11 protein-coding genes and 2 tRNA genes are annotated in these 23,737 nt (G+C 51.1%); 7 read left to right on the top strand and 6 right to left on the bottom strand.

Annotated features, from left to right (window positions below):
* Positions 1-37 precede the first annotated feature (37 nt).
* The 4 genes from IPI29_09880 (at position 38) to IPI29_09865 (ending at position 14,833) form a co-directional block, all read left to right on the top strand.
* Positions 38-7,789, top strand: a complete 7,752-nt coding sequence (locus tag IPI29_09880; GenBank protein MBK7412848.1) for an RHS repeat protein — start codon at positions 38-40, stop codon at positions 7,787-7,789.
* Between the two features lie 1,259 nt (positions 7,790-9,048).
* The gene (locus tag IPI29_09875) at positions 9,049-9,999 is read left to right on the top strand and encodes a hypothetical protein (GenBank protein MBK7412847.1); all 951 of its coding nucleotides are present in this window, start codon (positions 9,049-9,051) and stop codon (positions 9,997-9,999) included.
* A 969-nt stretch (positions 10,000-10,968) separates the two neighbouring features.
* Positions 10,969-12,891, top strand: a complete 1,923-nt coding sequence (locus IPI29_09870) for an AAA family ATPase (GenBank protein ID MBK7412846.1) — start codon at positions 10,969-10,971, stop codon at positions 12,889-12,891.
* Entirely contained in the window at positions 12,875-14,833 is a 1,959-nt protein-coding gene (locus IPI29_09865; GenBank protein MBK7412845.1) for a UvrD-helicase domain-containing protein, read from the top strand. Before IPI29_09870 ends, IPI29_09865 begins: the two co-directional genes overlap by 17 nt.
* A gap of 88 nt (positions 14,834-14,921) precedes the next feature.
* Here the strand turns inward: IPI29_09865 and IPI29_09860 are convergent, their stop codons facing one another.
* The 6 genes from IPI29_09860 to rpsT form a co-directional block, all read right to left on the bottom strand.
* Positions 14,922-15,815 carry a hypothetical protein gene (locus IPI29_09860; protein MBK7412844.1) on the bottom strand — a complete coding sequence of 298 codons (894 nt, stop codon included), beginning with the start codon at positions 15,813-15,815 and terminating at the stop codon, positions 14,922-14,924.
* The gene (locus IPI29_09855; GenBank protein ID MBK7412843.1) at positions 15,812-18,592 is read right to left on the bottom strand and encodes a class I SAM-dependent DNA methyltransferase; all 2,781 of its coding nucleotides are present in this window, start codon (positions 18,590-18,592) and stop codon (positions 15,812-15,814) included. Before IPI29_09855 ends, IPI29_09860 begins: the two co-directional genes overlap by 4 nt.
* A 498-nt stretch (positions 18,593-19,090) precedes the next feature.
* Positions 19,091-19,360, bottom strand: coding sequence for a helix-turn-helix domain-containing protein (locus IPI29_09850; protein MBK7412842.1), 270 nt, complete (start codon positions 19,358-19,360; stop codon positions 19,091-19,093).
* 764 nt (positions 19,361-20,124) lie between these two features.
* Complete coding sequence (locus tag IPI29_09845) at positions 20,125-21,393, bottom strand: site-specific integrase (GenBank protein ID MBK7412841.1); 1,269 nt, start codon at positions 21,391-21,393, stop codon at positions 20,125-20,127.
* A gap of 192 nt (positions 21,394-21,585) precedes the next feature.
* Positions 21,586-21,659 (bottom strand) — tRNA-Arg (locus IPI29_09840).
* Positions 21,660-21,671: 12 nt separating this feature from the next.
* The gene (gene rpsT, locus IPI29_09835) at positions 21,672-21,935 is read right to left on the bottom strand and encodes a 30S ribosomal protein S20 (protein ID MBK7412840.1); all 264 of its coding nucleotides are present in this window, start codon (positions 21,933-21,935) and stop codon (positions 21,672-21,674) included.
* Between the two features lie 108 nt (positions 21,936-22,043).
* Between rpsT and murQ the strand changes: the two genes are divergently transcribed.
* The 3 genes from murQ (at position 22,044) to IPI29_09820 (ending at position 23,715) form a co-directional block, all read left to right on the top strand.
* A complete protein-coding gene (murQ, locus tag IPI29_09830) occupies positions 22,044-22,967 on the top strand; it encodes an N-acetylmuramic acid 6-phosphate etherase (protein ID MBK7412839.1) in 924 nt (307 codons plus the stop codon).
* Between the two features lie 12 nt (positions 22,968-22,979).
* Complete coding sequence (locus tag IPI29_09825) at positions 22,980-23,609, top strand: DedA family protein (GenBank protein ID MBK7412838.1); 630 nt, start codon at positions 22,980-22,982, stop codon at positions 23,607-23,609.
* Positions 23,610-23,628: 19 nt separating this feature from the next.
* Positions 23,629-23,715 (top strand) — tRNA-Leu (locus IPI29_09820).
* Positions 23,716-23,737 lie beyond the last annotated feature (22 nt).

Here is a 23,737-nt window from a genome sequence, read left to right as displayed (position 1 = left end):
AACCTACGATGAAATCACGTTGAGAATTGGAGGAGATATGGTGAAGTCGCTGACTTTTTTGTTGCTGCTCTTGCTGACATCACTGAGCGTTGTTGCTCAAAAGCATAGGCTAACAGAGACCGTCCAGTATGTACCAATGCTTGAGCGTACGGATTCTGCTTCGCTTTTGGGCGAAAGTGTGGCCCCGGAACAATCCATAGTTGTATCGTTCGCGGCAATGCCTTCTGAGGTTACGTGTGGGCAAAAGTGCCTGTCTCGTGCATTGCTCGTCCTGTCCTTCGGAATCCAGGGTCAGAGTGAGCGATATATGCACGGTCGTGGTTTGTTTGAGATTGGTGTTGAGTTCATTGTTAACGGGTACGATGGCTTAACGCCTCGATGGTCATACAGCTCTGGTGAAATGCTAGAGATAGCAGGTACGCTAACGGCTACCAAGCCAGTCGCGACAATGGTGATCGACGTGACCCAGTATGCTGACCTTTCCTGTGATCCGGGCTCAGAGACTTCCAATGAGATCGTTATTGAAATCACCGGGCTTGACACAACTGGCCTCTCATCGGAGATGATCGACTCGTTGGTCTTCTCCGCCAAGCTCATCCAAGAGTACCGCATCCTCCCTTACCCGGGGTCAACTCTAAGCTGTCCATCGAACTTGTATGTCCACACCGACTCATTAGCCGACACCACGCACCCTGTGCGGTTATCGTGGCAAGTGAAAGACAACGTTACGCTGTGCCCAGACCTTTACCCCTCATTCGAAGTAGAAGTCTTGCGGCTTTACAATACAAGCCCTAGTAACCGCGATTCAGAGCTCAAGACGTATGCAAAGGTTGATTGGCGTCAGGCCCAGCGGTTCATCACCTATGGTCCTGCGACGCATATCGACTTCACATTGGCGGAAGGCACGGGCTACTACGCATGGCGCGTGCGGCCCATTGGGAACTACTACCCTGGTGGCATCGGCAACGAAAAGAACTGGGGGTGCTGGTCAAAGGCTCCAGCTCAGGACGATATGGTAACGATCCTGAGCTTGACGGATATGGACAATCAACAGGATGTTGAATTCGATAGCAGTAAGCCCTACTTCTATTACAGGCAGTTTGACCGCGATAAGAACTGGATCTTCAACCGCTCGTTTGTTGAAGATGATGGCGGACTGACGGGAATTGCTGAGGGCATCACGTACGCCTCGCGCCTGATGCAGCCATTGCAGGTGCAAACACCGGTGACGACGTCGGGAGATGTGCTGGTGCAACAATCCGTGCTTGACTACGAAGGGAGGCCCCTAGTTTCGACGCTGGCAGCTCCAAAGGTTCGTTCGGGATCAACGCCGGCGCACCTCAAGTACGTTACAAACCTGGTAACAACATCCTCCACCCCGTCAGACTACCGCGCCAAACACTTTGATAATCTTCCCTCGCTTGTTAGTGCGATGAGTGGAGACATCAACACGTATTGGTCTAGCAGCAACGCTAACAAGGCAGTGCCCTCAGCGGACAGCTTTGCCTTCCAACGCACGGTCTTGTCCAATGACCCGCTGTCACGCTCGGTAGAGCAGTCTGCCGTGGGCAGCGCTCATAAGATCGGAAGCGGGAAAACGATTCGCACATCTTATGGCCCTGTAAGCGACCGCGAACTTGTGACGATGTTCGGCAAGGACGCGCCAACAGATACCGCCGTTAGTCGTGTAGCTACGACCGATCAGAACGGGGTCACCTCGGTTGCCTATGTCCGATTCGATGGTAAGACACTCGCAACAGCGCTTGTAGCAGGTAGCGGCAACAGCGCACTTCTGACGCTTAATGATTCATCTGTGGTTAACGACGTTGTTATTCAGGACACCGTCCGACGAGGAACAAACGTTGACGACCGACGGATCATTGCTGAGCGCCCCCTTGAGATATTGACTTCTACATCCGTGACGTTTAGCTACTTCCTGGATCCGGATACCCTACGCAACGAATGTGCAAACTTCTGTTCCACGTGTGAATACCACGCCAAGGTAGAGGTGATTGAAGTCTCCTCGGGCGAGGTGATCTATGCTGACTCGCTCGATGCAGTCCATGGCGAATGCCCGGGTGTGTCGCCCTCGACCATCTCGGAGGTCACCCACGAGCTCGAACCGGGATCGTACATCCTTAGGCGCACCCTCACACCAATCGTGCTTGGACCTGACTCGACACACGCTGAAGTCATCAAGCAAGAAGTGGCGGACGGTCATCGGACAGTAACAAATCAGATCCTCGCAGCCGCCTTCAATTCTGAGGATAATGCAACCGACCTTGATCGTATGCGTGATGGTCTTCATCTCACGGATGAAACAATGGCCCGTAGGATGCTCCAGCGCTACCGTACGTATCGCGACTCGGTCATCGATTCGAACTCCGTGGCCTATGTACAAGCAGATGACTGTTGTGGCATCGTCCTTGATACAGCTCGCTGCAAGACCGGGTGCGAAACTGAAAATGGGCGCTACAACTACGAAGCGATGCTCTTTGATCGGTGGGAAGCCTCTGTTCTGGAACGCACGGGAACGGACTCCGGTCGCGTTCTCTCGACGTATGTTCGTTGGTATGACGGCAGCCTCCTTTTGTCGGACGTAGACCTTATACCTGGCGGAGACACAAGCGCTAACGGTATTATCGACTCTCTCGTTCGACGGATGGTAGAGGAAGGGGGCTATAACTGCGCCGAACTCTATGCATGCTGGCAAGCTGTGGTGGGCGCGTGGGACGCAACGAGATGGACGAGTGATACCACAGTGTGGACGCATGCCGGTGAGAATATCATCACGCAGTTCCTCAACTGCGCCGGCACCAAGTATTGTAGCGCAGCACCGTATTCTGAGAAGATCACGGGTGCGGCGTGGATCTTAAATGCGTGGAAGATCATGCCGCGCTCGCCCAATGATTCCACAAACGCGACGTGCGAATTGGCTTTGCAATATGACTCTACGTGGACCTGCTCATCGACCGATTCCGTGGAGATCAACGACAAGTACAGGCAGCTTCAACAATGCATTGCCGGAACAGACAGGTTGCGAGCAAATGTCGACGAAACAGCGAGGCTTGCAGAACTGGCTGAAGAGAATAACCCATACTACAAGCCCGTTGACGAGCACATAGACTCCCTCGGCGTGGAAGCCTATTACAAGGGCATGATCGACACTTGCCAAAGCTCGTGCGAACGGCGCAGAACAGCCTTCCGTGATAGCATCGTCAGGATGTACAACAAGGAAGGATATTGGGTCGAAGGCCACCTAGACAGGCTTCCTGTTGGTGAACCACGCGAAGAAGTGATCAAATCCTACCAGCTCTCCTGCATGGTAAACATGCTCGTTGCTGAGTGCAAGGATCAATGCTCGTTCCCAATAGAATGGGACTCACTGGATGGACACCCCATCATCATCCGTCCCAACGGAGATGATATCAAGGAATGGCAAGAGGCATCCTATGCAACCTCGTTCCGCGTGCAACGACCTATGGAAGGCGATACGTGCCCGACCGAGCAGTGGAAGCATGTCGAGAGAACGGTTGTCCTTGCCGACCTGATCGTAGAAGTTCTCAATGCCGAACTTCTTGCCTATCGCGACACGGCAGTCGCCGTTGTCTCGCGATGGAATGCTCGTCCGATCATAGCCATGCTCGCGGCTGAGTTCCCGCAGATCGAGACAACATGCCTTCCACCTGCGGATTCCACCAACGATGTTGACTCAGCAGGGATATGGACGTTTACTGTCAACAAGGTTAAGCAGTCGCGCTTCTTTGTTCAGCGCATCGGCAGTGAATGCAAGATCATGTATGAGCCACCTGCAATAGATGCGATATCTGAACCATACGGACCGACGAACCCACACCCGCTTGTAGCCATTCTCAACAAGTATTTTGCCGACAATTGGGGTAAAAAGGTATCTGAAGACATTCTGGCTGATCTCTATATCCAAGAAACAAACACGACAGAGCTCTTTCACACGGATGATGACCATGTAACATTCTACAAAGTTAGAGCTGAGGTTAATTATTCTGATGACGAGATAACCGTAGCCCGGATCGACGATCCTCTAAAGCCGAGCATGGCCTGTGACGTCGACGGATTGTGGTATCCGACTGTTGATCCAATCCCAGCCATACTGTCTTGGACGATGTGTGAGACAGAAACCATCGCATGCATAAACGGCAGAACGATTACAATGAGTGAGTTGGAAGAGTTTCTGAGGTTTACTTCAAAAACGAAATGGCTCGTCCGTTTATCACCGACTGACGACTCGCTCTATGTTGTTGGTGATCTAGGGCTGTCGCTGTGTGATACTACTGAGAACTTGCAATTCCACATGTGGGCTCCGGCTTACGATTCCATATACAACATTGGGATGGTATTGCCGGAGGGTATGGGTCTTCAATACAATCAGCGCCGGTTCACTCAAGACAAGCACGCATTCGTTGATCTCCTTAACGGACAGAACTTCCGGGACTCAATTGGGCGGTTTATTCAGACTCCCGAAGGAAAGCTTGCGTTTAGATTGAGGTTGAATGATACTGTTCAGATCTACACCTTTCCGCGCTGTCTCGACTTTTCGTGCTCCGTCCCGCAAACGCAGGACTCATGCAAAGCCATTCCTGTTTGCGGCATCTGCGACACCGTCAACTGTGGTACCGCATGCTTCCGATGGGTCTATGCCGACACTCTTGCCCCAACTGTGCTGCTTACTCCAAAGAGCTGTGCTGCGGAAGAAGTTGAACGGCTCGTGGCAAGCATCGATCAGCAGATGTCGGAATGTCTTGAGCGTAAGCTTATTGAAGTGGACGTTACCTACGACACCACCTGCTTCGATCCGAAGCGGATCAACGATCACTTCATCGCTGAGCGCGGTGAGAAGTTCTACCACTACACGTTGTACTACTATGACCGCGCCGGCAATCTCATTGAGACCGTGCCGCCTGCGGGCTTTAGGCCACTTGAGTTGTCTGAGGACCGGGGCGACTCCAACGGCCACGTCATGAAGACCACGTATGCCTACAACAGCATTGGTCAACTGGTGGAACAGTTCACACCGGACGGAGGACTCACAAGGTTCTGGTACGACAACGTAGGGCGCTTGAGACTATCGCAAAACGCGCGACAGCAAGCAATAAGTCGACACTCCTACACCAACTATGATGCCTTGGGCCGAGTTGTGGAGGTTGGGCAGAGTTCAAGTACAATCTCGGACCCTGAAGCGGATGCTACATCGTCCTCAACTACGGCTGCGGGCACGCATCGCATCATTACGACGTACACGGGCGCATATACCATGCCTATACCGTACGGCGACAGCGCTCAGACACATCTGCGCAACCGGGTGTCGCGTGTTATGTCCGATCAGGATGGCGACACCACAACATTGGGCGATCAAGTCAAGACCTATTACTCCTATGACGCCCATGGCAACGTGAAATGGATGGTGCAGTCGCTCCCTGCTGTCGTAGAGAATACTAATCCACTCGTAACCTACGTGGGCTACGAGTACGATCTGATGTCGGGCCGCGTCCGTAAGGTCCACTACCGCCCCGAGCAAAACGACGCCTATCACCAACGCTTCACCTACGATCATGATGGTCGCATCATCACATGTGAGACATCAAAAGACGGCATCATCTGGGCCAAGGACGCCTCGTATGCCTATGAAACCCACGGTCCATTGCGTCGGGTTGAGATCGGTCAGGACAACGTGCAGGGTATCGACTACACCTACACCATCAACGGCTGGCTCAAGGCTATCAACAACCCGTCTCTTGAACCAACGCTCGACCCGGGCAGAGACGGCAAGAGCGGATCATCGGAAGCACATGCACTGTTCGGTCGTGATGCCTTCGGGATGTTCCTAGGCTATCACACTGACGACTTCAAACACACCGGCTCGTTTGCCGATGCAGCCACCACCACTGAGTCTAGCAACACGTGGCACCAGGAGCCCCTTTCCTCGCTCTACAACGGCAATATCGGCGCGTGGCAGTGGGGCTCTCGTACATCAACCGGATACAAGGAGAACCTTGCTTCTCGCTACCGCTACGACCTGCTCAACCGCATCCGCGTTGACACACTCAGCACGCGTGTATCCAACGCATGGACAGCCACGCCGAATTACCGATCTTCGTACACGTACGACGGCAACGGTAACCTCAAGAGTCTCGTCCGTGTCGACAGTGCAGGTACGCTCATGGACTCCCTCGTCTACCGATATCAAACAAGCCGCAATCGTCTGACACACGTCGATGATCCAGGGGGCGTGGCAGGCAACCACTCGTTTGATGTGGACGATCAGGACACGAACACCTACACCTACGATGCATCCGGAAACATGATCGGAGACACGGCAAGTGGCATCACGGCCGTTGTGTGGACTCCGTCGAACAAGATCCAGAGCATCACCAAGGGTAGCACGTCAAAACTCGAATACACCTACGATGCCATGGGCAACCGTGTGGTGAAGAGGTATTACCAGCCAACAAGCACACTCAAGAGCACCACGTGGTATGCACGTGACGCACAAGGAAACATCCTCAGCGTCTATGAACGTCCACATGCCGACAGTGCGATCAAGCAGAGCGAAGTCCACATCTACGGCAGCAGCAGACTCGGCATTGAACAACGAGGCATCACCTACGGCACCAGCAACTACGCATGGATCGGATCTGAGCAACACCGCAACGCCGGATCAAAGCGCTACGAACTCACCGACCATCTCGGCAATGTACGTGTAACGATCAGCGATCTTCTCATCGCACGTCCAACCGGATTCGGAGACACAACGCAAGACGCCGAAGTCATTGACCGTCGTGACTACTATCCATTCGGCATGGAGATGCCGGGCAGACGGTGGAGAGCCAGTGGCGAAGACGCGGCAAGGTTCGGATTCAACGGCAAGGAGAATGACAATGAGGTGAAGGGAGAGGGGAATCAGCAGGATTATGGCTTCCGCATCTATGATCCGCGGATCGCAAGGTTCTTGAGTGTGGATCCGTTGAGTGCTTCATTCGCATCTCTGACACCGTACCAATACGCATCGCTAAACCCTGTGTATTCAATTGATCTAGATGGACTAGAAGGTGTCTCTTATCGAGAAGGAAGGCGAAATCAGGAGACTGGGGAGTTCGTCGCAATCCGAAGGGTCATCGCGTTAAACGTTTACGTCGCAACGGGAGCAGGTCCAAATGCACTCTCCTACCCGGATGAGTTCAACCTTGAAGCATATATTAATAACACATTCAACGAAGGGAATGTAACGGATGAAGCAGGACTTCCCGTGGTCTATCGAATCAGCGTAACCAAAGTAAATGCCGAGAGTGTGGCTGAATCAGAGCAATCATTGCAAAGGGCACACAGTCATTTCCTTGCACAAGACTATGAGTCTTCGAACGATGTTCAACAAGATGGAGCAACTCTGGAGACATCAAGACATTTCATTATGTATAGGAATCCCCTGCTTGTTGATGCTGACGGGAGGACGGTGGGCGCTATTGCCGCAATTTCTGCTCGTGTCTCAAACTATCTGAATGGTGAACGTGAGACCCATGAAATTGTACATAGACTACTCCAAGGAGCTGGCTTGTCCAATAGAGCTCCTAACGTACTTAGCGAAAATGCTCAACATGCTTTGGGAGGAGCGATGGCAAACAGAGTAGACACCTACAAAGAAAATGGTGAGTTGGAGTCAACATCATATGACCCAAAGATCAATCCTGCCACCCATGCTAAGATTATTGAAAGTGTGCCTAGAATTGGTGACAAGGATACAAGTGCGGAGCCATGATGTGCCATTTACACACCATCTTACTGCTAATGACATTGATCGTGTCGTCTGTGTCGTCTAATGCTCAAATCTATGTGAGTGTTCGCCAGTACATAGCTGATACGCTGAGATGTGAACGCGAGTACATTTCTATCTCGCCGGAAGCATTGGCTAAAGAATTTCGTATTGTATTTTCACATGACACGTCAAGTGTTCCGGTGGCCTTTGGTATCCCTTTTGCGGAGACCGTTGAATCCCGCTTTTTGAATGATGTAGTTGAGACGATAAATGACAGCTCCGTTGGTGATACAGTCTACAAGTATCCAAATGAAGCCGAAAAAATTCGCCGCTGTGCAGCAGATACGTTCGTTGTCCGAAGTAGTGATACAGTTAGCCTAATCCTTGTGTCGAATGTCGTTGCCGAATGGCGATTTCTGCGAAAATTTAGGCGCGAGGAGACTCCGTGGGGGACCTATACACTAAGGAGCCCTCTGCAATTTACTGGCGCAGCAATGTATCCCGTCAGATTTTTTAGCTGCGCAAGAATACAGGGAAGTATCCTCAAGAGTATGCTGCAGACGCTATTAAGCGCTTTCCCATCGATGGTAGTTGAACTGCATGTTGCGCAGTAGTTCTCATGTAGGTGTTCTTGCGGTCAGTCAGTTGAGATGCTCTGCTGTGTCGCCTCAATGATTCTCACAAAGGTGGTTGTTTGCGCAAGCTGTTGATGGCCACTTTAGGTGAAGTCTTAGCTTACCCAAGAGGGCAGCTCTAAAGCATAACATGGGAACGGCAGCGATCACAGATGATACGTCAATCGACAGGATAACCTCAGGCTCAATTGATCGAAAAGCACTAGATCCCGTTGATGCCGGTTTCTTTAGAGACTCTCTGAGATGGAGGACCTGGAGAAGGGCTTGATTGAATCAGAGACATTCAGATTCAATGGCGACTCGACTAATCTCCGATTAGTGCGGGATTAGGTCTGATGTGCAACCTCTGCACTCACTGTCCATTCACTCCCACAGCCAATGACCACTGGATAGAGTGAGCCGCGAGGTTTCAAAAGACAATGCTAGTTTTAGATTGCCTAGGCATAGCGATGCTATGCATAGTAGGATTGTTTAGGCAGATAGAGGTGGTCATTGCGTGTGGAATATTCGCTAGGCTCTTATATTCTCATTGAGAATCTTCCTATTAGTAGCGTTCCGCACAGTGGCTTCCGTTATGGTAGCTTGGTAGATTGTGTGAGTATCGTATAGTCTCATCGAAGGGGAATCATGCCAAACCTTACTGAGCTTCAAAAGAAGCGCTTGTCAATTCTGGAACCAGACCTCAAGAAAGCCGTGCAGAATGGCGCCTACGCCAAGGCAGAGTCAATTCTGGCAGATATCCAGAGCATTCTCAGGAAAACAGGTCATGAGACACGCCTAATGCAGTCAAAGAACCTAGTCTTCGAAGCTGCAATGAATGCGGGTAACATAGACTTTGCAAAGAGCGGATTTATCAGTGTTCGAGGCAAAGTATCTCCAAGAACAAGGCTGTACCTTGAAGCAACGGCACTTCTTGCTATATGCTATATCAAAGAGATGGATTTGGAGAGCGCTGCACCATTTATGAACTGGGTGCTTTCGAACTGTGCCGTTATACGGACGAGAACAAAGCAAGTGCAGTTCCGGCGCGAGACAACCGAAAGGTTCATGCAAGAAGCCCTTTTAGCAGGACTTCGAAAGCAGGGGAATGAAAATATAGTTATTGAAGACATAAAAGCCAGAGTAGAAAAGGCGATTCGAACGAAAACAGAAGATGAAATGTTTGCGGACATTGGAAACGCCATACCTAAAGGTGTCGTGGATTTTATGCTCCAAGTGGATGAGCTATCGAAAAAACAGCTGCCACCTGCTGATATCAAGCTGCTTCCGCCGAAACAAGAATTGACCGAGCCAAGCAAACTTGGTCGTAGCATCTTTGGTGCAGTGCAACGAGTCATTTATGGGGCACTCTGTGATCCTGAGAACGATCTGTACCAAAAGCTAATCAGAGACGGTCTGGACAAAGTAATCGACACGACAAAAGTGGCAACGATATTCACCGCGCTATTAACCGATGCGGGCATTGCCGTCAAGACAGTAATTGTTACGGCCACTGCTATTGCCGTTAAGATCGGCATCAAGGTCTATTGCGAACACAACAAGCCAAAGAGAATCATGGAGCTAAGGGATGAGAAATAGGCTTAATGGCTGGGGTCAATGAATGCTCCTGTAGGCTGTTTGAGTATCCGCAAGTCTTGATCACCATGTTTCACAAGCTACTGCTCAATGGATACCGGATTCAGCCTTTCTTCTAAGCCCACTATTAGTTTGCAAATGCTACTGCATGGAGTGCAATATATAGTGGTCACTTTATCGCGGAACATCGTGGTCGCATTGTGCGGAATCTCAAACACCAAACCAATTGTAGCGTACTGTTCCCTCCGTCAATAATCATGGATATGAAACAATGAGCCGAATGTGGGACAAACCAAACGTTCCCCATAAGGGATGGACTCTTGAAAATGTCATAGATGTTAGAGGTAAAGGACAGACTGTCGACGAGGCTGACTACGAAACCTGTATGATGTGTAACCATGAAAGAATACGATACATTCACATTGTATCTCACGCAGCTGTTAATAGCGAATTTAGAGTTGGATGTGTTTGTGCTGAGAAGATGACGGGAGACTATGTCAATCCCAAGCGTCTTGAAAACCGCCTAAAGAGCAAAGCGTCTAGACTCTCTACTTGGATGAGAAAGAGATGGGCGGTAAACGCAAATGGGACTCATGTTCTCAAATATGAGGGACATCAACTACTGATCTTTGTCGATCAACGGACGGGCAAGTATAAATGCAAGGTTGGATCCACTTGGGGAAAGCGTCGATTCGACTCGATTGAAGATGCCAAGAAAGCGATCTTCGGAGGTATTGAAATCTATAAGAACAAAGGAACGTGGTGACTGGAGTATCCGCGCCACCTGAGCATCTCAAACACGCGTGCAACCGACTACCGGACTATGTGGATTGTCGTTCTTCTAAGCACAATGCTAGATTGCACTTACTTCAGCGTTAGAGTGCAGTTATTTGTGATCGCATTGCTTGGAATGTCCATTGCCATTACACCGACTGTAGACTACACAGGGGAAAGATCAGGAGTAAGATAACAATGAGATTAACCTACCTTTCAGCAGACAACTTTCGAATATTCGGTTCGAAGGCTAGCAATTCCAACTTGGAGCTAGCAATAAGGCCGGGTCTGACCCTGCTTGTTGGGCAGAACGATTCCGGGAAGTCCGCCATTATCGATGCACTGCGTCTCGTACTAGGAACAACCAGTCAAGATTGGCTCCGGATCACAGACGAGGATTTTCACTGCTCAACCGGAACGGTTGCTCAGGAGTTCTCGATCTACTGTCGCTTTGAAGAACTTACAGAAAGCGAAGCGGCGCGGTTTCTTGAATGGCTTTCACTAACCGATGGGAAGCCGATTCTGGAGTTGACTCTCCGCGCTCGCCGTATTGAGAGGACGAACAAGATCGGCGCAAGGGTATGGATGGTAGAGGCCTCGACACGCACCGGATCGAATGGACAAGGGAAAGCTGTTGATGGGGAAATCCGCTCCTTCCTCCGTTTGACATATCTAAAGCCATTAAGAGATGCTGACGCCGAAATGGCAGCAGGTAGAGGTTCACGTCTTTCGCAACTTCTCATTAACCACCCAGCGTTCAAAGACGAAGACGAGCCCAGTGAGTTGCCTCCTCTCGAGGCTGGAAAACCACAGCTTCCTCCTTCGACTCTGCGAGGTATTGTAGACACAACCGATCGGTGGATTGAGGAGAGTCCTGCAATCGCAGCGGCTTGTCGCCAACTAAATACCGAATACTTAAAAAAGCTCTCTGTGGGGTCAGACAAGTTAACGGGCAAAATCACGTTAAATGGGCAAGCTGGACTGCGCTCAATTCTTGAAAAGCTTGAATTGTGGCTCACCAAGGAAGGTGTAACGGACCACACGCGTCATGGACTTGGGCTCAAGAATCTTTTGTTCATTGCTGCGGAATTGCTCTTGCTCAGTCAGTCTGCAGAAACAGGACTGCCGTTGCTTCTTGTGGAGGAGCCAGAGGCGCATCTGCACCCCCAACTTCAGCTACGCCTAATGGAGTTTCTCGAAGATGAAGCTATCTCGTCGGGCGTTCAGGCAGTTCTCACAACGCATAGTCCGAATCTAGCTTCCAAGGCCAAGTTGGAGGATGTCACTATAGTGGATTGCGGTAGAGTGTTCCCGTTATCTGAGAACAATACTTTGTTAGCCCCAGGAGACTATCGCTTTTTAGAAAAGTTCCTAGACACCACGAGAGCAAATCTCTTCTTCGCGAGAGGTGTTGTCATCGTTGAAGGAGAAGCCGAGAATATTCTCATTCCTGTCTTGTCGGACCTCCTCGGCCTATCTTTCTCACGCAACGGTGTATCAATCGTCAATGTTGGACACCGCGGTCTATTTCGCTATGGCAGAGTTTTTCAACGAGTACCTGGTATTGAAGAACTGCCGATACCGGTGGCCTGCATCTCCGACCGCGATATTCCACCTGACGAAGCGGCTGACTATCTCGGCGACCGTAAGAAAGAGAGTGATTTCATCAGGGAAGGGAAAGTTAAAGCGCATGAGACGAATCTTAAGAAACACGACGGTCAGAGTGTAAGGACGTTTGTCTCACCACAATGGACTCTCGAATACGACTTGGCACTTTCTGGTCTAGCAAGTGAACTTCACATGGCCATTGCCGCTGCGAAAGCCTTGTCCGAAACGGGAGTCGAACCGGACTCAGCCGCCCTCGCTGCAGCTCAGACCGCATTTATGAAAGAAGAAGCAAAACAGCAATCGGCGCAACACTTGGCAGCATTCGTGTTCAAGCCTTTGTTCAACAAACAGACATCTAAGGTTGAAACCGCACAGCGCCTCGCCGCTGCTCTAAAAGACGCCAAGCCAACACCAGAGGAACTTCGCAAGAAGCTGCCGCTCTACCTCGTCGAGGCAATCGAATATGTATGTGGCAAAACCCCTAGTGTTCCCGCCAATGCCAACCCAGCTTGAGTTTAACGATAGTGAGATTGCTTCGTTGGCGGATGAACTCGCGATTGATCTCTCTTCAGCGGAGAAGATTGCGATCCTGAAGGCATCTACGAGTTGCGACGTTCAGGCCGGACCAGGTTGCGGAAAGACGACGATCCTAACGGCCAAACTCGCTCTTCTCGCAAATAAGTGGCGATGGCCAGATCGGGGCGTCTTGGTTCTGTCTCATACAAACGTAGCCCGACGGGAAATCGAATCTCGTCTAGGTCAATCCAGATCGTTGGCCAAACTGCTAGGATATCCGCATTTCATTGGGACATTCCAGGCATTTGTTGACCAATTTCTTGCATTGCCGTATATGCGTACGGAGGGGATTGAGGTGACGGCCATAGATGACGAAAGATTTTCCAATAGAGCACTTTCATTGTTTGAAAGAGGGCCATATGGGAACACTAAGGGCGTGATGAAGAGGCGTTCGGAGCCACTGGAGGATGTCATCGGGAAACTCGTTTTGAATGGTGCGGAACTACGCGTGAGCCATCCCGCTGAAAGAAATAAGGGTTTCCCTGGACCAACATCAAATACCGCTAACGAGTTGACAGCGCTGAAACGTCAACTTTCAAAAGCCGGCTACTTCCGGTTCGATGATATGTATGCCTATGCAGAGGCGTGTCTCGTTCGTAGAAGGTACCTTCTCAATATAGTTCGACACAGATTCCCTTGGGTTTTCGTCGATGAGTTACAAGATACCAACGCGAGTCAGGATAGAATCTTGGAAACACTGTTTTCAGCAGATGGTTGTGTGATGCAAAAGTTTGGTGACAAGAACCAAGCCATTTTCAAATTCGACGCTACGTCGATAACTACACCTCAGCTGTTTGATAATCGTCCAAGTTTACCGCTGTCTGAGACCCATCGTTTTGGAGACGACATTGCCCGCTTTGCGTCGCCTCTCACTGTTATCGAACCACAAACCCTTAAAGCTGCTGCTTCTGGCAACAAAAGGAAGCATACAATTTTTGTATTCGATCGCGGCTCGATACACCGGGTGGTTCCCGCGTTTGCTGATCTAGTGCTCCGCGAGCTCCCCGAATCTAGTCTTCAAAAAAATGAAGTATGCGTTGTTGGTGGACGGAAGAATCTCACAGATCCAAAGGCAAAGAATTTTCCAGAAGCGATAGGCGATTACTGGAAAGGCTTCCAAGCCAATCTCAGTCGCAAGGCCAGTATGCCGGATTCACTCTATAGCTTTGTGATAGAGGCCCGTGCGTTGGCGAACAAAGACAATTCGTTTGCAGAGCCTTCAATAAGAATTGCCAGAGGTGTGTTAGAAGCCGTTCGTCGTGCTACGCCCGATAAGCAAGCACCGCTTATCAATTCTCGCACTGAACTGAAAGCGTTCTTAAAAACAGATGACTCATATATAGAGTTTAAGAAGCTGATGTGGGATTTTCTCCAGCCTGGTGCTGATCTATCTGAATATGCCTGGAACACGAAGATTGCGAGACTCGTTAAGCTTTTGAAAGCAATCATGCCGGATGCCAACTGTGCCAGTGTGGAGGAGTTCTTGGCGTGGGGTGGAAAGACAGAATCAGAGCCCAACGTCGGTAATCGGAGTGCGGAGGAAGGTGACAACATCTTGCTGCATCATGGATCGACTGGTGAGGTGAGACTGCGTTTTGACTCGATCCACGGAGTAAAGGGCGAGACCCATGCGGCTACTCTTGTTGTCGAGACATACTTTTCGAGGACTTGGGACATGAAGTCACTGCTTCCAATCCTCACTGGAACTAAGAACACTACCAGTTTGACCGGCAGTGCAATTGACCACTGCAAGAGGCTGTTTGTCGGTGTCACACGTCCAACTGACTTGGTGTGCCTCGCCATCTTCTCGGATCACATATCTGATCGAGACATTGAACTGCTATTAGGCGCAGGTTGGCTGGTAGAGCGATTGATCTGAGCGTCGTTAACATGCCGTTCCCATTGGCTCTGGGAATTGGAGGTAGGGCGCGATAATCGGTGCAATCCAAGTCGCAATGTTTGACTCGTTAAGGCAAAGGCCCCTCCCAGTTCAGCGGCCTGTTTACGTCCGGGTAACGCGCTAGGTATGCTTCGGCAAAGTCGAGAGTGTTGGTGATAATCTCGCGAACACGTTCAGAGCCATGCTCGTATTCGACGTCCATAACTTCATGGATGCGTGTGTAAGACGTTGTCTGTTTTTGCGCTAGGATGTGCTCAGATTCGATGACCGTTCTTAAGTCTTTAGGCCAAGGGACGACGAACCGTTTGCCAATCATCGTTGGTGGAATATCACTCGAGAACTTGTGCGACGACTTAAAAGGCACGTTCGAAACATAGAATTGAGTTCGATTCATAACATGTGCAGTGCCAGGAAGTAAGCGAGTGTCGGACACGCCATTTTCCATAGCCCATAAATGCCACTTCGCGATGAAAGAAGTTGCTGCTACTGTGAAGTGTATACTTGCCCACGATGTTTCCTCATATTCATTCTTCGCATCAAGAATTGCAGTGCCGTATATCCCATACTTCCGTTCAATGATCGTTCCATATCCGACGGAACCCCGGATCAATATTCTATCACTCATGAGCAGACAAAAGAGCATTCCAAGGAAGTCGTTAACGAAATGAAACATATCCTGAATGACTGATGCCCCCTGTATCCGCGAAAAGGCAACGATGATTGTGTCGGAGAACATCCGTACGACTGGCTCTTTCAAACGTTCTTTACTACTGTGAGGCATCATCTCAGAGAGCTTTGGTAAGAGACTGTCTACAGCATGTTCCAGAGCTGCTGCAACCTGCGATCTTCGTTGTTCAGTCATGCTGCCGAAACCAAGAACGTCGAGGAGTGCTACGAATCCATTGTCCGTTTTCTGCTCCTCAGGACCTACTTGTTCGCTCGATTGTTCTAGAATACTCATGCAGTTCTCTTGCGTGAACTTCGTTTCGATTTCTTCTCCTCCGCCCCAAACCCCTCCGTCAGCTTCCGATACATTTCAAACAAATGCTCCACCCTCTCGCGTTCGCTCTTGAATGGTTCCTTGCGGTAGCAGGCATCTACAGCCTTGTCCAATGCTTCGTGAGCCTTGCGCAAGTCTGGAGGCATCGTGGTGGGATGGTACAGATCTGCTAGTGACGACGTAGAGTGGTTGGCACGAGCGTCTAATACCTTCTGAGCGAGATCCTCTACCTTCTTGCGTTGCTCTTCGGTGACATCAGGCCAGGGATAGTTGTTATAGACAAGGTCTTTCGAATACCTGTAGTCCGATTTGAGGCGTCCACAGACGTACCTGACCCACGCCATGTGCATCGTAGACATCAGAACACCGAAGTGATAGATTTCACCATCCGGGATCATGAAGTTGAGGTCCGTCGTAATCGTTTCTGGATCAATAAATCCAACCGGAATGAAGAACCGAGTTTCGCTAGACACTTTGGGAACAATGATGTATGATTTCGTCGGAGTTCTCGTATCTCTGAACTCCCAGGGTCGCATCGCGAGTTTCCGGGTTGTCTCGGCAACACTTGCCAATCTGAACTCCTTGACCGCCTCCACCCTTCTCAACACGGGTGGCATAGATCTTAGATCAGAAGGTGAAATTCCCACTAACCATAAGCAGAATCTCTCTTTGTTGTTCAAGAACTCTAATGATCCTACACATCTCTTGACGTACAAAGATGCGGCGGGACATTCTTTTAGTAGTTGACTCTTCTCTGAAGGATCAAGAAGAAGATGCCCACTATCGGTTGGTCTGTTACCACTCATCATTTCCGGGACATCGCATAAGGGAAGAAGTCGGGAGAGGATAAACACCATCTCACCTTCCATGAGATAGCCGTTGATTTCTCGGACGCTGCGGCTAATGGGTTGGCCTGCGTTTCCTCCGTACTCAAACAAGATCGGATTTGTGACAGGGTATGTCGAGAATCCGACGATTACGACGTGAACTGCGGCAACACCTCTCGCTTCATTCGACCACCGGAAAGTCTGGTGGGCAAAGTTGATCTTTATTCCAAACCCATTAACGAGTCGCTTCCAAAGGAATCCTACCTGTGCCCCTTGCGATATTGAATTCGTTGAGACAAAGGCACACCTGATATGTGTCCCCTGAATAGCCTCAGCCGCCTTGATGTACCAGCCAACAACATAATCCAATGTCCCGCCGGCTCCAGATACGTCACCGAACACTTTGCGAATCTGTTTCCGTTGGCTGTCGGACATAGTTGTTGCACCAACAAACGGTGGATTCCCAAGGATGTACCACTCGGCATCAGGCTCTGTGTCAATGAACTTGGTTCGCCAGTCAATCTCCAAGGCGTCGGTGTTGCGAATCGTAGGTCCGTTGGTGAGGGGCAGACGAACGAAGTATCCGCCGAACGCTCTGGCGAGATCAACGTTCATGATGTGGTCTATCAGCCATAGAGCAACCTCGGCGATGCGCGCCGGGAACTCTTCGATCTCAATGCCGAACATGGAGTGAACGGAGAGCCTGGATAGAGCGGAGATGTCGGAGACCTGTTGCCCCTTACCGGAAAGTTTTCCAAGGGCTTCCAATTGAAGGAGTATCTCGATCTCGATCCGTCTCAACTCTTTGTACGTGACGATCAAGAAGTTTCCGCAACCACACGCCGGATCAAGGAAGCGCATTCGAGAGATACGATCGTGAAGAGCACGAAGGCGATGCTCTGATGAACGTGCCTTCGTCAGTTCCTCTTCGATCTCATCTAAGAACAGCCCGGACACAACCTTGAGGATGTTCTTCTCACTGGTGTAGTGAGCTCCGAGGTTCCGACGCTCTGTTGCGTTCATGACCCCTTGGAACATCGCTCCAAAAACGGCTGGTGATACGAATGTCCAATCGAAGTTGGCACATTCCAACAGGCGTTCGCGCATCTCCCGATCAAAGTTGGGTGTCGGTATCGTCTCTGCGAACAAACTTCCGTTGACGTAGGGGAATGCTTGAAGTTCCTCGTCGAGATTCTTCGGACGCTTCTCCGGTGGCGTGTTAAGAAGCTGGAATAGGAACGAGAGCTGCGGACCAACGTCCATGCCGTCTTCGCGGGTTTTTGTCTCTAGGAAGGAGACAAAGGAATCGCGGTTGAAGATGCCTGTGTCGTCTCCGAAGAGGCAGAAGAGCAGCCGGGTCAGGAAGACTTCGAGTTGGTGACCTTCGTATCCGGTGGCTCTGATCGCGTCGTGCAGGCGACCCATGAGTTCGGCAGCCTTGACGTTGACCGGGTCTTCATCACGGAACTTCCGCGGGACATATCCGGAAATGAAACCGAACAGCTCGATCCGCTGCGGCAGTTCTTCAAGCCTGATTTCAACATTGGTGTCGTCAACGAGATCGTGAAGGCGTATACGCTGAAAATCCGAGACGATCACGTACCGCGGAAGCTCGTGATCCTTGAGACCACTGAAGTAGTCTACAGCCTGTGCGAGTGCCTTGTCGAGATCTCTACCGGCGGACTTGTGCTCTACAAGGCACACCCCGGGCCAGAAGAGGTCGATGAAGCCTTGGTTCTTCCCGGTCTTGGTCACCTGCTTCTCGAACGAGGCAACGCGCTTACGGTCGACCCCAAAGACGGCAAAGAACTCATGCCAGAAGGTTTTGGCTTCTGCGTCCTCAGAGACCTCGTCCTTCCATCGTTCGGCAAAGGCGGTGGCGTTTGCGCGTATATCGGTAAGAGCTAACATGGAGAAATATAAGGCTGAGCGATTCGCTGGCTGAATTGCGTTTTCAACGCTTCCTCTAAACTCCGATTGTTGAGTTGATCGAGATGTGTCTAAGAGTACACTAGATGATCCCTAAAACAACTAGAAGTTTCCATAAATCTCGTTAATGCTCGTTCTTTTGCCTTCCGTGGAACACTAACTTTAGGGTAACGGGAGTGGCGTGGGAAGTGCATTCCAGCGAAAAAGGTGAGTCGAAACTGGGTCTGGAGGCCCGAATTAGAGGTTGTTAGTGGTCTGCAAGTGCACGGACGGGTTGGAAAACCCTAACGGAAGGCTTCTATTTCAAGTTTTGGCCTGAAAACTCGCGATCAAAAGACCAATCAAATCACAATCAAACCATAGATCAAATCGCAATCAAATGACCCCCCAAACGACACCCCTAACGACCACCCTAACGACACCCCCAAGGATGTTATGTGAACGTTTGAGGGACAGAATAGCTGGTGGAAACGTCAAAACCTAGTCGTTTCCTGACAGCGCAAGGTAGTTCTCGATGCTTTTTCGTGTGATGAGGTGACGCCGACCTACGTGCGTGCCGGTGAGTGCGCCGGATCTTATCAGCCGATTTACAGTTGTGCGTGTTACACGGAGGTAGTCAGCTGTCTCGTTGATCGATAACAGGTCTGGGAGTTGTGCGGCGTCTTGGTTTTGGGCTGGAAAGGGATCAGCTGGTAAAGGCGCGGGGGCATTTGGTTCAATGTGCGACGTTGCAGGCTGGCGATCACCCATCAATTCGGTGATGCGGTCATTGATAAGTCCGGAGAGAACCATCCGGTATGTATCTACAACGTCGTCGATGATGAATGTACTCAGCTGGTCGATGACGCCTGCTCCAAGTTCGCGGATGACAGCGGCAAGAGCGAGCATGATATCTTGGTCAAGGAGTCTTCCATTCAGATAGGCGATCTGACGGACGATGCTGCTCTCCAAACCGGGCATCCCCACAAGCATGTCCGGAAGGGTCTGCATAACGTGCTCGATCACCAGGCGCTGTTTGTTGGTTTCGAGATCTGTGGTTGACATGATCTCGCTGTAGCGCTGTTCGGCTTCGAGAAAGAACGGACTCGACTCCATGTGCTGTAAAAGGGGCTCCACGGCTCGCCTGTATGCGGAAGCGAAATCCTCGTCATCAGCCAATAACAACATGGCCCCTTGCTGAGAGATCGGATCAAGAGTGAATCCGGAACGACCCATTCTACGCTCTGCGTTCCGCAGGTGACGAAATGTGGAGCCAATGTTCAAGGCAGCGAGGTTGCGACGTGCTGATTCGAGATACGATACAGCATCGCGTGTTGACATTGCCTCAAGCTCAGGGGCTAGGTGGGCAGGGAGGAAAACCGATGCGTCTCGGCATACGGTGTCGCGCTGAGTAACGAGCCATTCAATGCGCTTCTTTGTGCCAACACCATTATGCAGCATCGCACGCTCGCCGGCGAGAATTCCGCGGGCGTGCTCCATTGCCATTGGATTGATGAGGATAGCATCGGTGATGGTCATAGTTGCTCCCATGCCTTGCAGACCATGTCCCGCACGGCTTCATCGTTGAGGATGATGTAGTGCTGTTGGAGAACGCCGCGTGCGGCATGACCTGTTACGCGCGAGATGACGGCCTCGGAGAGTCCGAACTGTACCGAAGTGCTCGCGAAACTGCGTCGCGCCACATGCGTTGTCAGGAGTTCATTTCGTTGCATCCGTTCGTCAACTCTCTTTCCGGCACGATAGTGCGAGATGGTGATTGATTCATTGAGTCCAACAGCGATGCCCAGCTCTTTCAGGTAGAGGTTCGCTTTTACACTTGAAGGAAACTCAAACAGGCGCGACGGGTAGCGAGAGAGAAGTGCGCGTAATGGGGGAGTGATAGGTACAATACACTTCGTGTTGGTCTTTTCCGATGTGTATCGAATGATCCCGGCCTTTTCGTCAAAGTGATCAGGTGTTAGTCGTTCAAGATCGCCATAACGCATACCTGTGTACGCTTGTAAAAGGAAGATGTCGCGGACTCTTGCTAGACGTGGTTTGTCGGTAAGGTCAACGTCGCGAATACGCCGAAGTTCATCGACAGTAAGCGCCATCGTCTCGCCGGTCCGTTTGTCGCGCCAGAAGGACTCCCATGCAGTAGTGGTGTGATATCCCTTCCTGAATGCCCACTTCATAAAGATCTTCAGCACCTTGACGTGATTGGCTATCGATGCATCGCGCATGGACTTGGCAGTACCAAGCCATTCACAAAACGAGTTGTAAAAGGCTTCGTCAATTATCTCAAAGGTGATCGTCCGTTTCTTGAAGACTGCCCACTCACGAAGAAGTGTAAGGCAGCGCCGGTACTGGACAATTGTTCCATTGCTGGGTCGGTGCGATGTGATCTGACCCGATCTGGTGCGTAGGGTATACGTTGCAATGAACTCCTCAAACCGCTCATCGAACGAAGCTTCACCAGCCGTGTTCTGATGAGACGGCGAAAGGTAGTTGCGGATCTTCTCAACGAGGGATTGAATGTCTGATTTCGACAGCAACTTGTCCTTGCCGGACGGAGTCATGTCATTGTAGGCAGACTTGATGAACTGCTCAATGAGATCCTTCCGCTTCGTGTGCGAGTTGCGGTTAGGATCTTGAGATCGGAATTCCTGCTTCTCCGGATTCCAATAACGGGTCTCCGTGGAGATCCCGGTTCCAAATCGCAGCCGATGCCCGGAGAGCGAGAGCCGAACCATGATCGGCGTTCGTACTTCTGACGGCTTGTCGGCGTAGAAGGTGAGCTTCATAAAAAAACTGCCAGTTAGTGCGTCCGTACTTGGTCGTCCAAGTTACCACTGACGCTTTAACTGGCAGTTTTCGTGTGTCATCGGGCTACATCAGGATACAAGCTACTGTGCTACATTCGGCATAACTCGTTGATTTTCCTGTCAGTTGCCAAGTTTGATAGATCTTGGCGTATCCTGCTGTAACAACCTCTGTGGACCCGTAGGGAGTCGAACCCCAAACCTTCTGATTCGTAGTCAGATGCTCTATCCAGTTGAGCTACGGGTCCTTGTGGACCTTGTTAGGCCTTGACTTCGAGCTTGCGAACGGCCATCGTGAGACGACTCTTCTTGTTCGCTGCGTTGTTCTTCTTGATGATGCCACGTGCAGCGGTGCGGTCCAGAATGCTGAATGCCTTCCTGAGCGCCTCTTGTGCTACTTCAAGTGTTGTAGCTGTACGAACGGCCTTGATGACCTCGCGAAGCTGCTTCTTGTTGCCGCGGTTGTAGATCTTGCGCTTGCGTGTTTGACGGATGCGCTTGATTGCTGACTTGTGATGTGCCATGGCCTGGTTTTGCGTCGATTGTAATGACAGGGCCACAAAGATAGGGAAAGTCAAGAACCTGACAAATCCCCGACCAAAATCGTTGTCGGTTCTGGCTAGATTTGCAGCATGACGCTGTTCGAACAACTGGCCGCCCTGCAAACGGAAGCGATCAATCCCCGTACCACGGAGATTGATCTGGCCTCTACGCATGATGTGGTTGCCATGCTCCATGCCGAAGACCGCACAGTGGCCGATGCCGTGGGCCTGGTCCTGGATGATGTGGCCGTGGCGGTGGATCTGGTTGCCACTGCGCTTGCCGCCGGCGGACGTCTTATATATGTAGGCGCAGGGACGTCCGGACGTCTGGGCATTGTGGATGCGTCGGAAATGCCCCCTACCTATGGCACCGAACCCTATATGGTGCAAGGACTTATCGCGGGTGGACCAAATGCGGTGTTCAGGTCTGTGGAAGGGGCTGAGGACTCCCCACAACAGGCGGTGGCTGACCTGAACTCGATCGAGCCGTCTCCGCTTACAAGCCTGGATGTGGTCTGCGGACTCACGGCATCGGGCAGAACGCCCTACGTGCTGGGTGCTATCCGCCATGCCCATGGCCTCGGCTGCCCGACGATCTTGGTCAGCACAAACCCGAAGGACGTGGTTCGGACGCACTGCCCTGAAGCTCAGGTCCTGATCTGCCCGGTGGTCGGCCCGGAACCGATCACAGGCTCCACACGCATGAAATCGGGCACGGCCCAAAAAATGATCCTGAATATGATCACCACGGCTTCCATGGTCCGCATAGGAAAGACCTATGGAAATGTGATGGTGGATCTCCAACTCACAAATGAAAAGCTTGTCGAACGCGCCCGCAAGATCGTGATGACCCTCGGCAATGTCGATTATGAGGGGGCTACCCAACTCCTCGCCGCCGCTGAAGGTCATGTCAAAACTGCCCTCGTCATGGCCGCCCACTCCTGCTTACGAGAAGAAGCCCTCAATCGTCTCGCCCTTTCCAACGGTCACGTCCGTAACTCCGTAACCCCGTAACCCCGTAACCTAGTGGAAACAATACTCGATTTCATCCTCCACATCGACGTCCACCTGGCAGCCCTCACGGCGCAGTATGGGATGTGGACCTATGCCATCCTCTTCCTGATCGTGTTTGCGGAGACGGGGCTGGTGGTGACGCCGTTTCTGCCGGGAGACTCCATGCTCTTTGCAGCAGGGGCCATCTGCTCACTTGGCTCAATGGATGTAACGGTCCTCATGGGGCTCCTGATGATCGCCGCCGTTCTGGGAGACGGGGTGAACTATGCGATCGGGAAGAAGGTGGGACCTCGACTCTTCACAAGTTCTACCTCGAAGTTCTTGAACAAACAACATCTCGATAGAACACACGCCTTCTACGAGAAACACGGCGGCAAAACGATCATCCTTGCTCGGTTTATGCCGATCATAAGAACGTTTGCCCCCTTCGTTGCCGGTGTAGGATCGATGCGCTACCGAACGTTCTTTATCTACAATGTTGTAGGTGCCATCGTCTGGGTGGCCTCATTCACGATGCTTGGGTTCTTCTTCGGCAATCAGCCGTTGGTGAAGAAGAATTTTACGCTCGTGATCGGTGCGATCATTGTGATAAGTGTGCTGCCCGCGATATGGGAGATCATTCGCAGCAAAAAGGAATTGTAAATTGACAGGCTACCGTCCTGCTTGGATGGCGAAATTGGCAGACGCACGAGACTTAAAATCTCGTATCCCGTAAGGGGGTGTGCGGGTTCAAGCCCCGCTCCAAGCACTTTGTTTTTTGGGAAATTCAA

The sequence above is a fragment of the Ignavibacteria bacterium genome, assembly GCA_016707005.1.
Lineage (GTDB): Bacteria > Bacteroidota > Ignavibacteria > Kapaibacteriales > Kapaibacteriaceae > UBA10438.
The sequence above is the reverse complement of the archived record's forward strand: the minus strand, read 5'-3'. Positions and strand labels throughout refer to the sequence as shown.

What these genes read in the sequence shown, in the direction of transcription:
- IPI29_09845 (MBK7412841.1), bottom strand. Translation starts at nt 21,393, where the DNA reads ATGAAGCTCACCTTCTACGCCGACAAGCCGTCAGAAGTACGAACGCCG.
- rpsT (MBK7412840.1), bottom strand. Translation starts at nt 21,935, where the DNA reads ATGGCACATCACAAGTCAGCAATCAAGCGCATCCGTCAAACACGCAAG.
- IPI29_09880 (MBK7412848.1), top strand. Translation starts at nt 38, where the DNA reads ATGGTGAAGTCGCTGACTTTTTTGTTGCTGCTCTTGCTGACATCACTG.
- IPI29_09875 (MBK7412847.1), top strand. Translation starts at nt 9,049, where the DNA reads ATGCCAAACCTTACTGAGCTTCAAAAGAAGCGCTTGTCAATTCTGGAA.
- IPI29_09855 (MBK7412843.1), bottom strand. Translation starts at nt 18,592, where the DNA reads ATGTTAGCTCTTACCGATATACGCGCAAACGCCACCGCCTTTGCCGAA.
- IPI29_09865 (MBK7412845.1), top strand. Translation starts at nt 12,875, where the DNA reads ATGCCAACCCAGCTTGAGTTTAACGATAGTGAGATTGCTTCGTTGGCG.
- murQ (MBK7412839.1), top strand. Translation starts at nt 22,044, where the DNA reads ATGACGCTGTTCGAACAACTGGCCGCCCTGCAAACGGAAGCGATCAAT.
- IPI29_09850 (MBK7412842.1), bottom strand. Translation starts at nt 19,360, where the DNA reads ATGGGTGATCGCCAGCCTGCAACGTCGCACATTGAACCAAATGCCCCC.
- IPI29_09860 (MBK7412844.1), bottom strand. Translation starts at nt 15,815, where the DNA reads ATGAGTATTCTAGAACAATCGAGCGAACAAGTAGGTCCTGAGGAGCAG.
- IPI29_09870 (MBK7412846.1), top strand. Translation starts at nt 10,969, where the DNA reads ATGAGATTAACCTACCTTTCAGCAGACAACTTTCGAATATTCGGTTCG.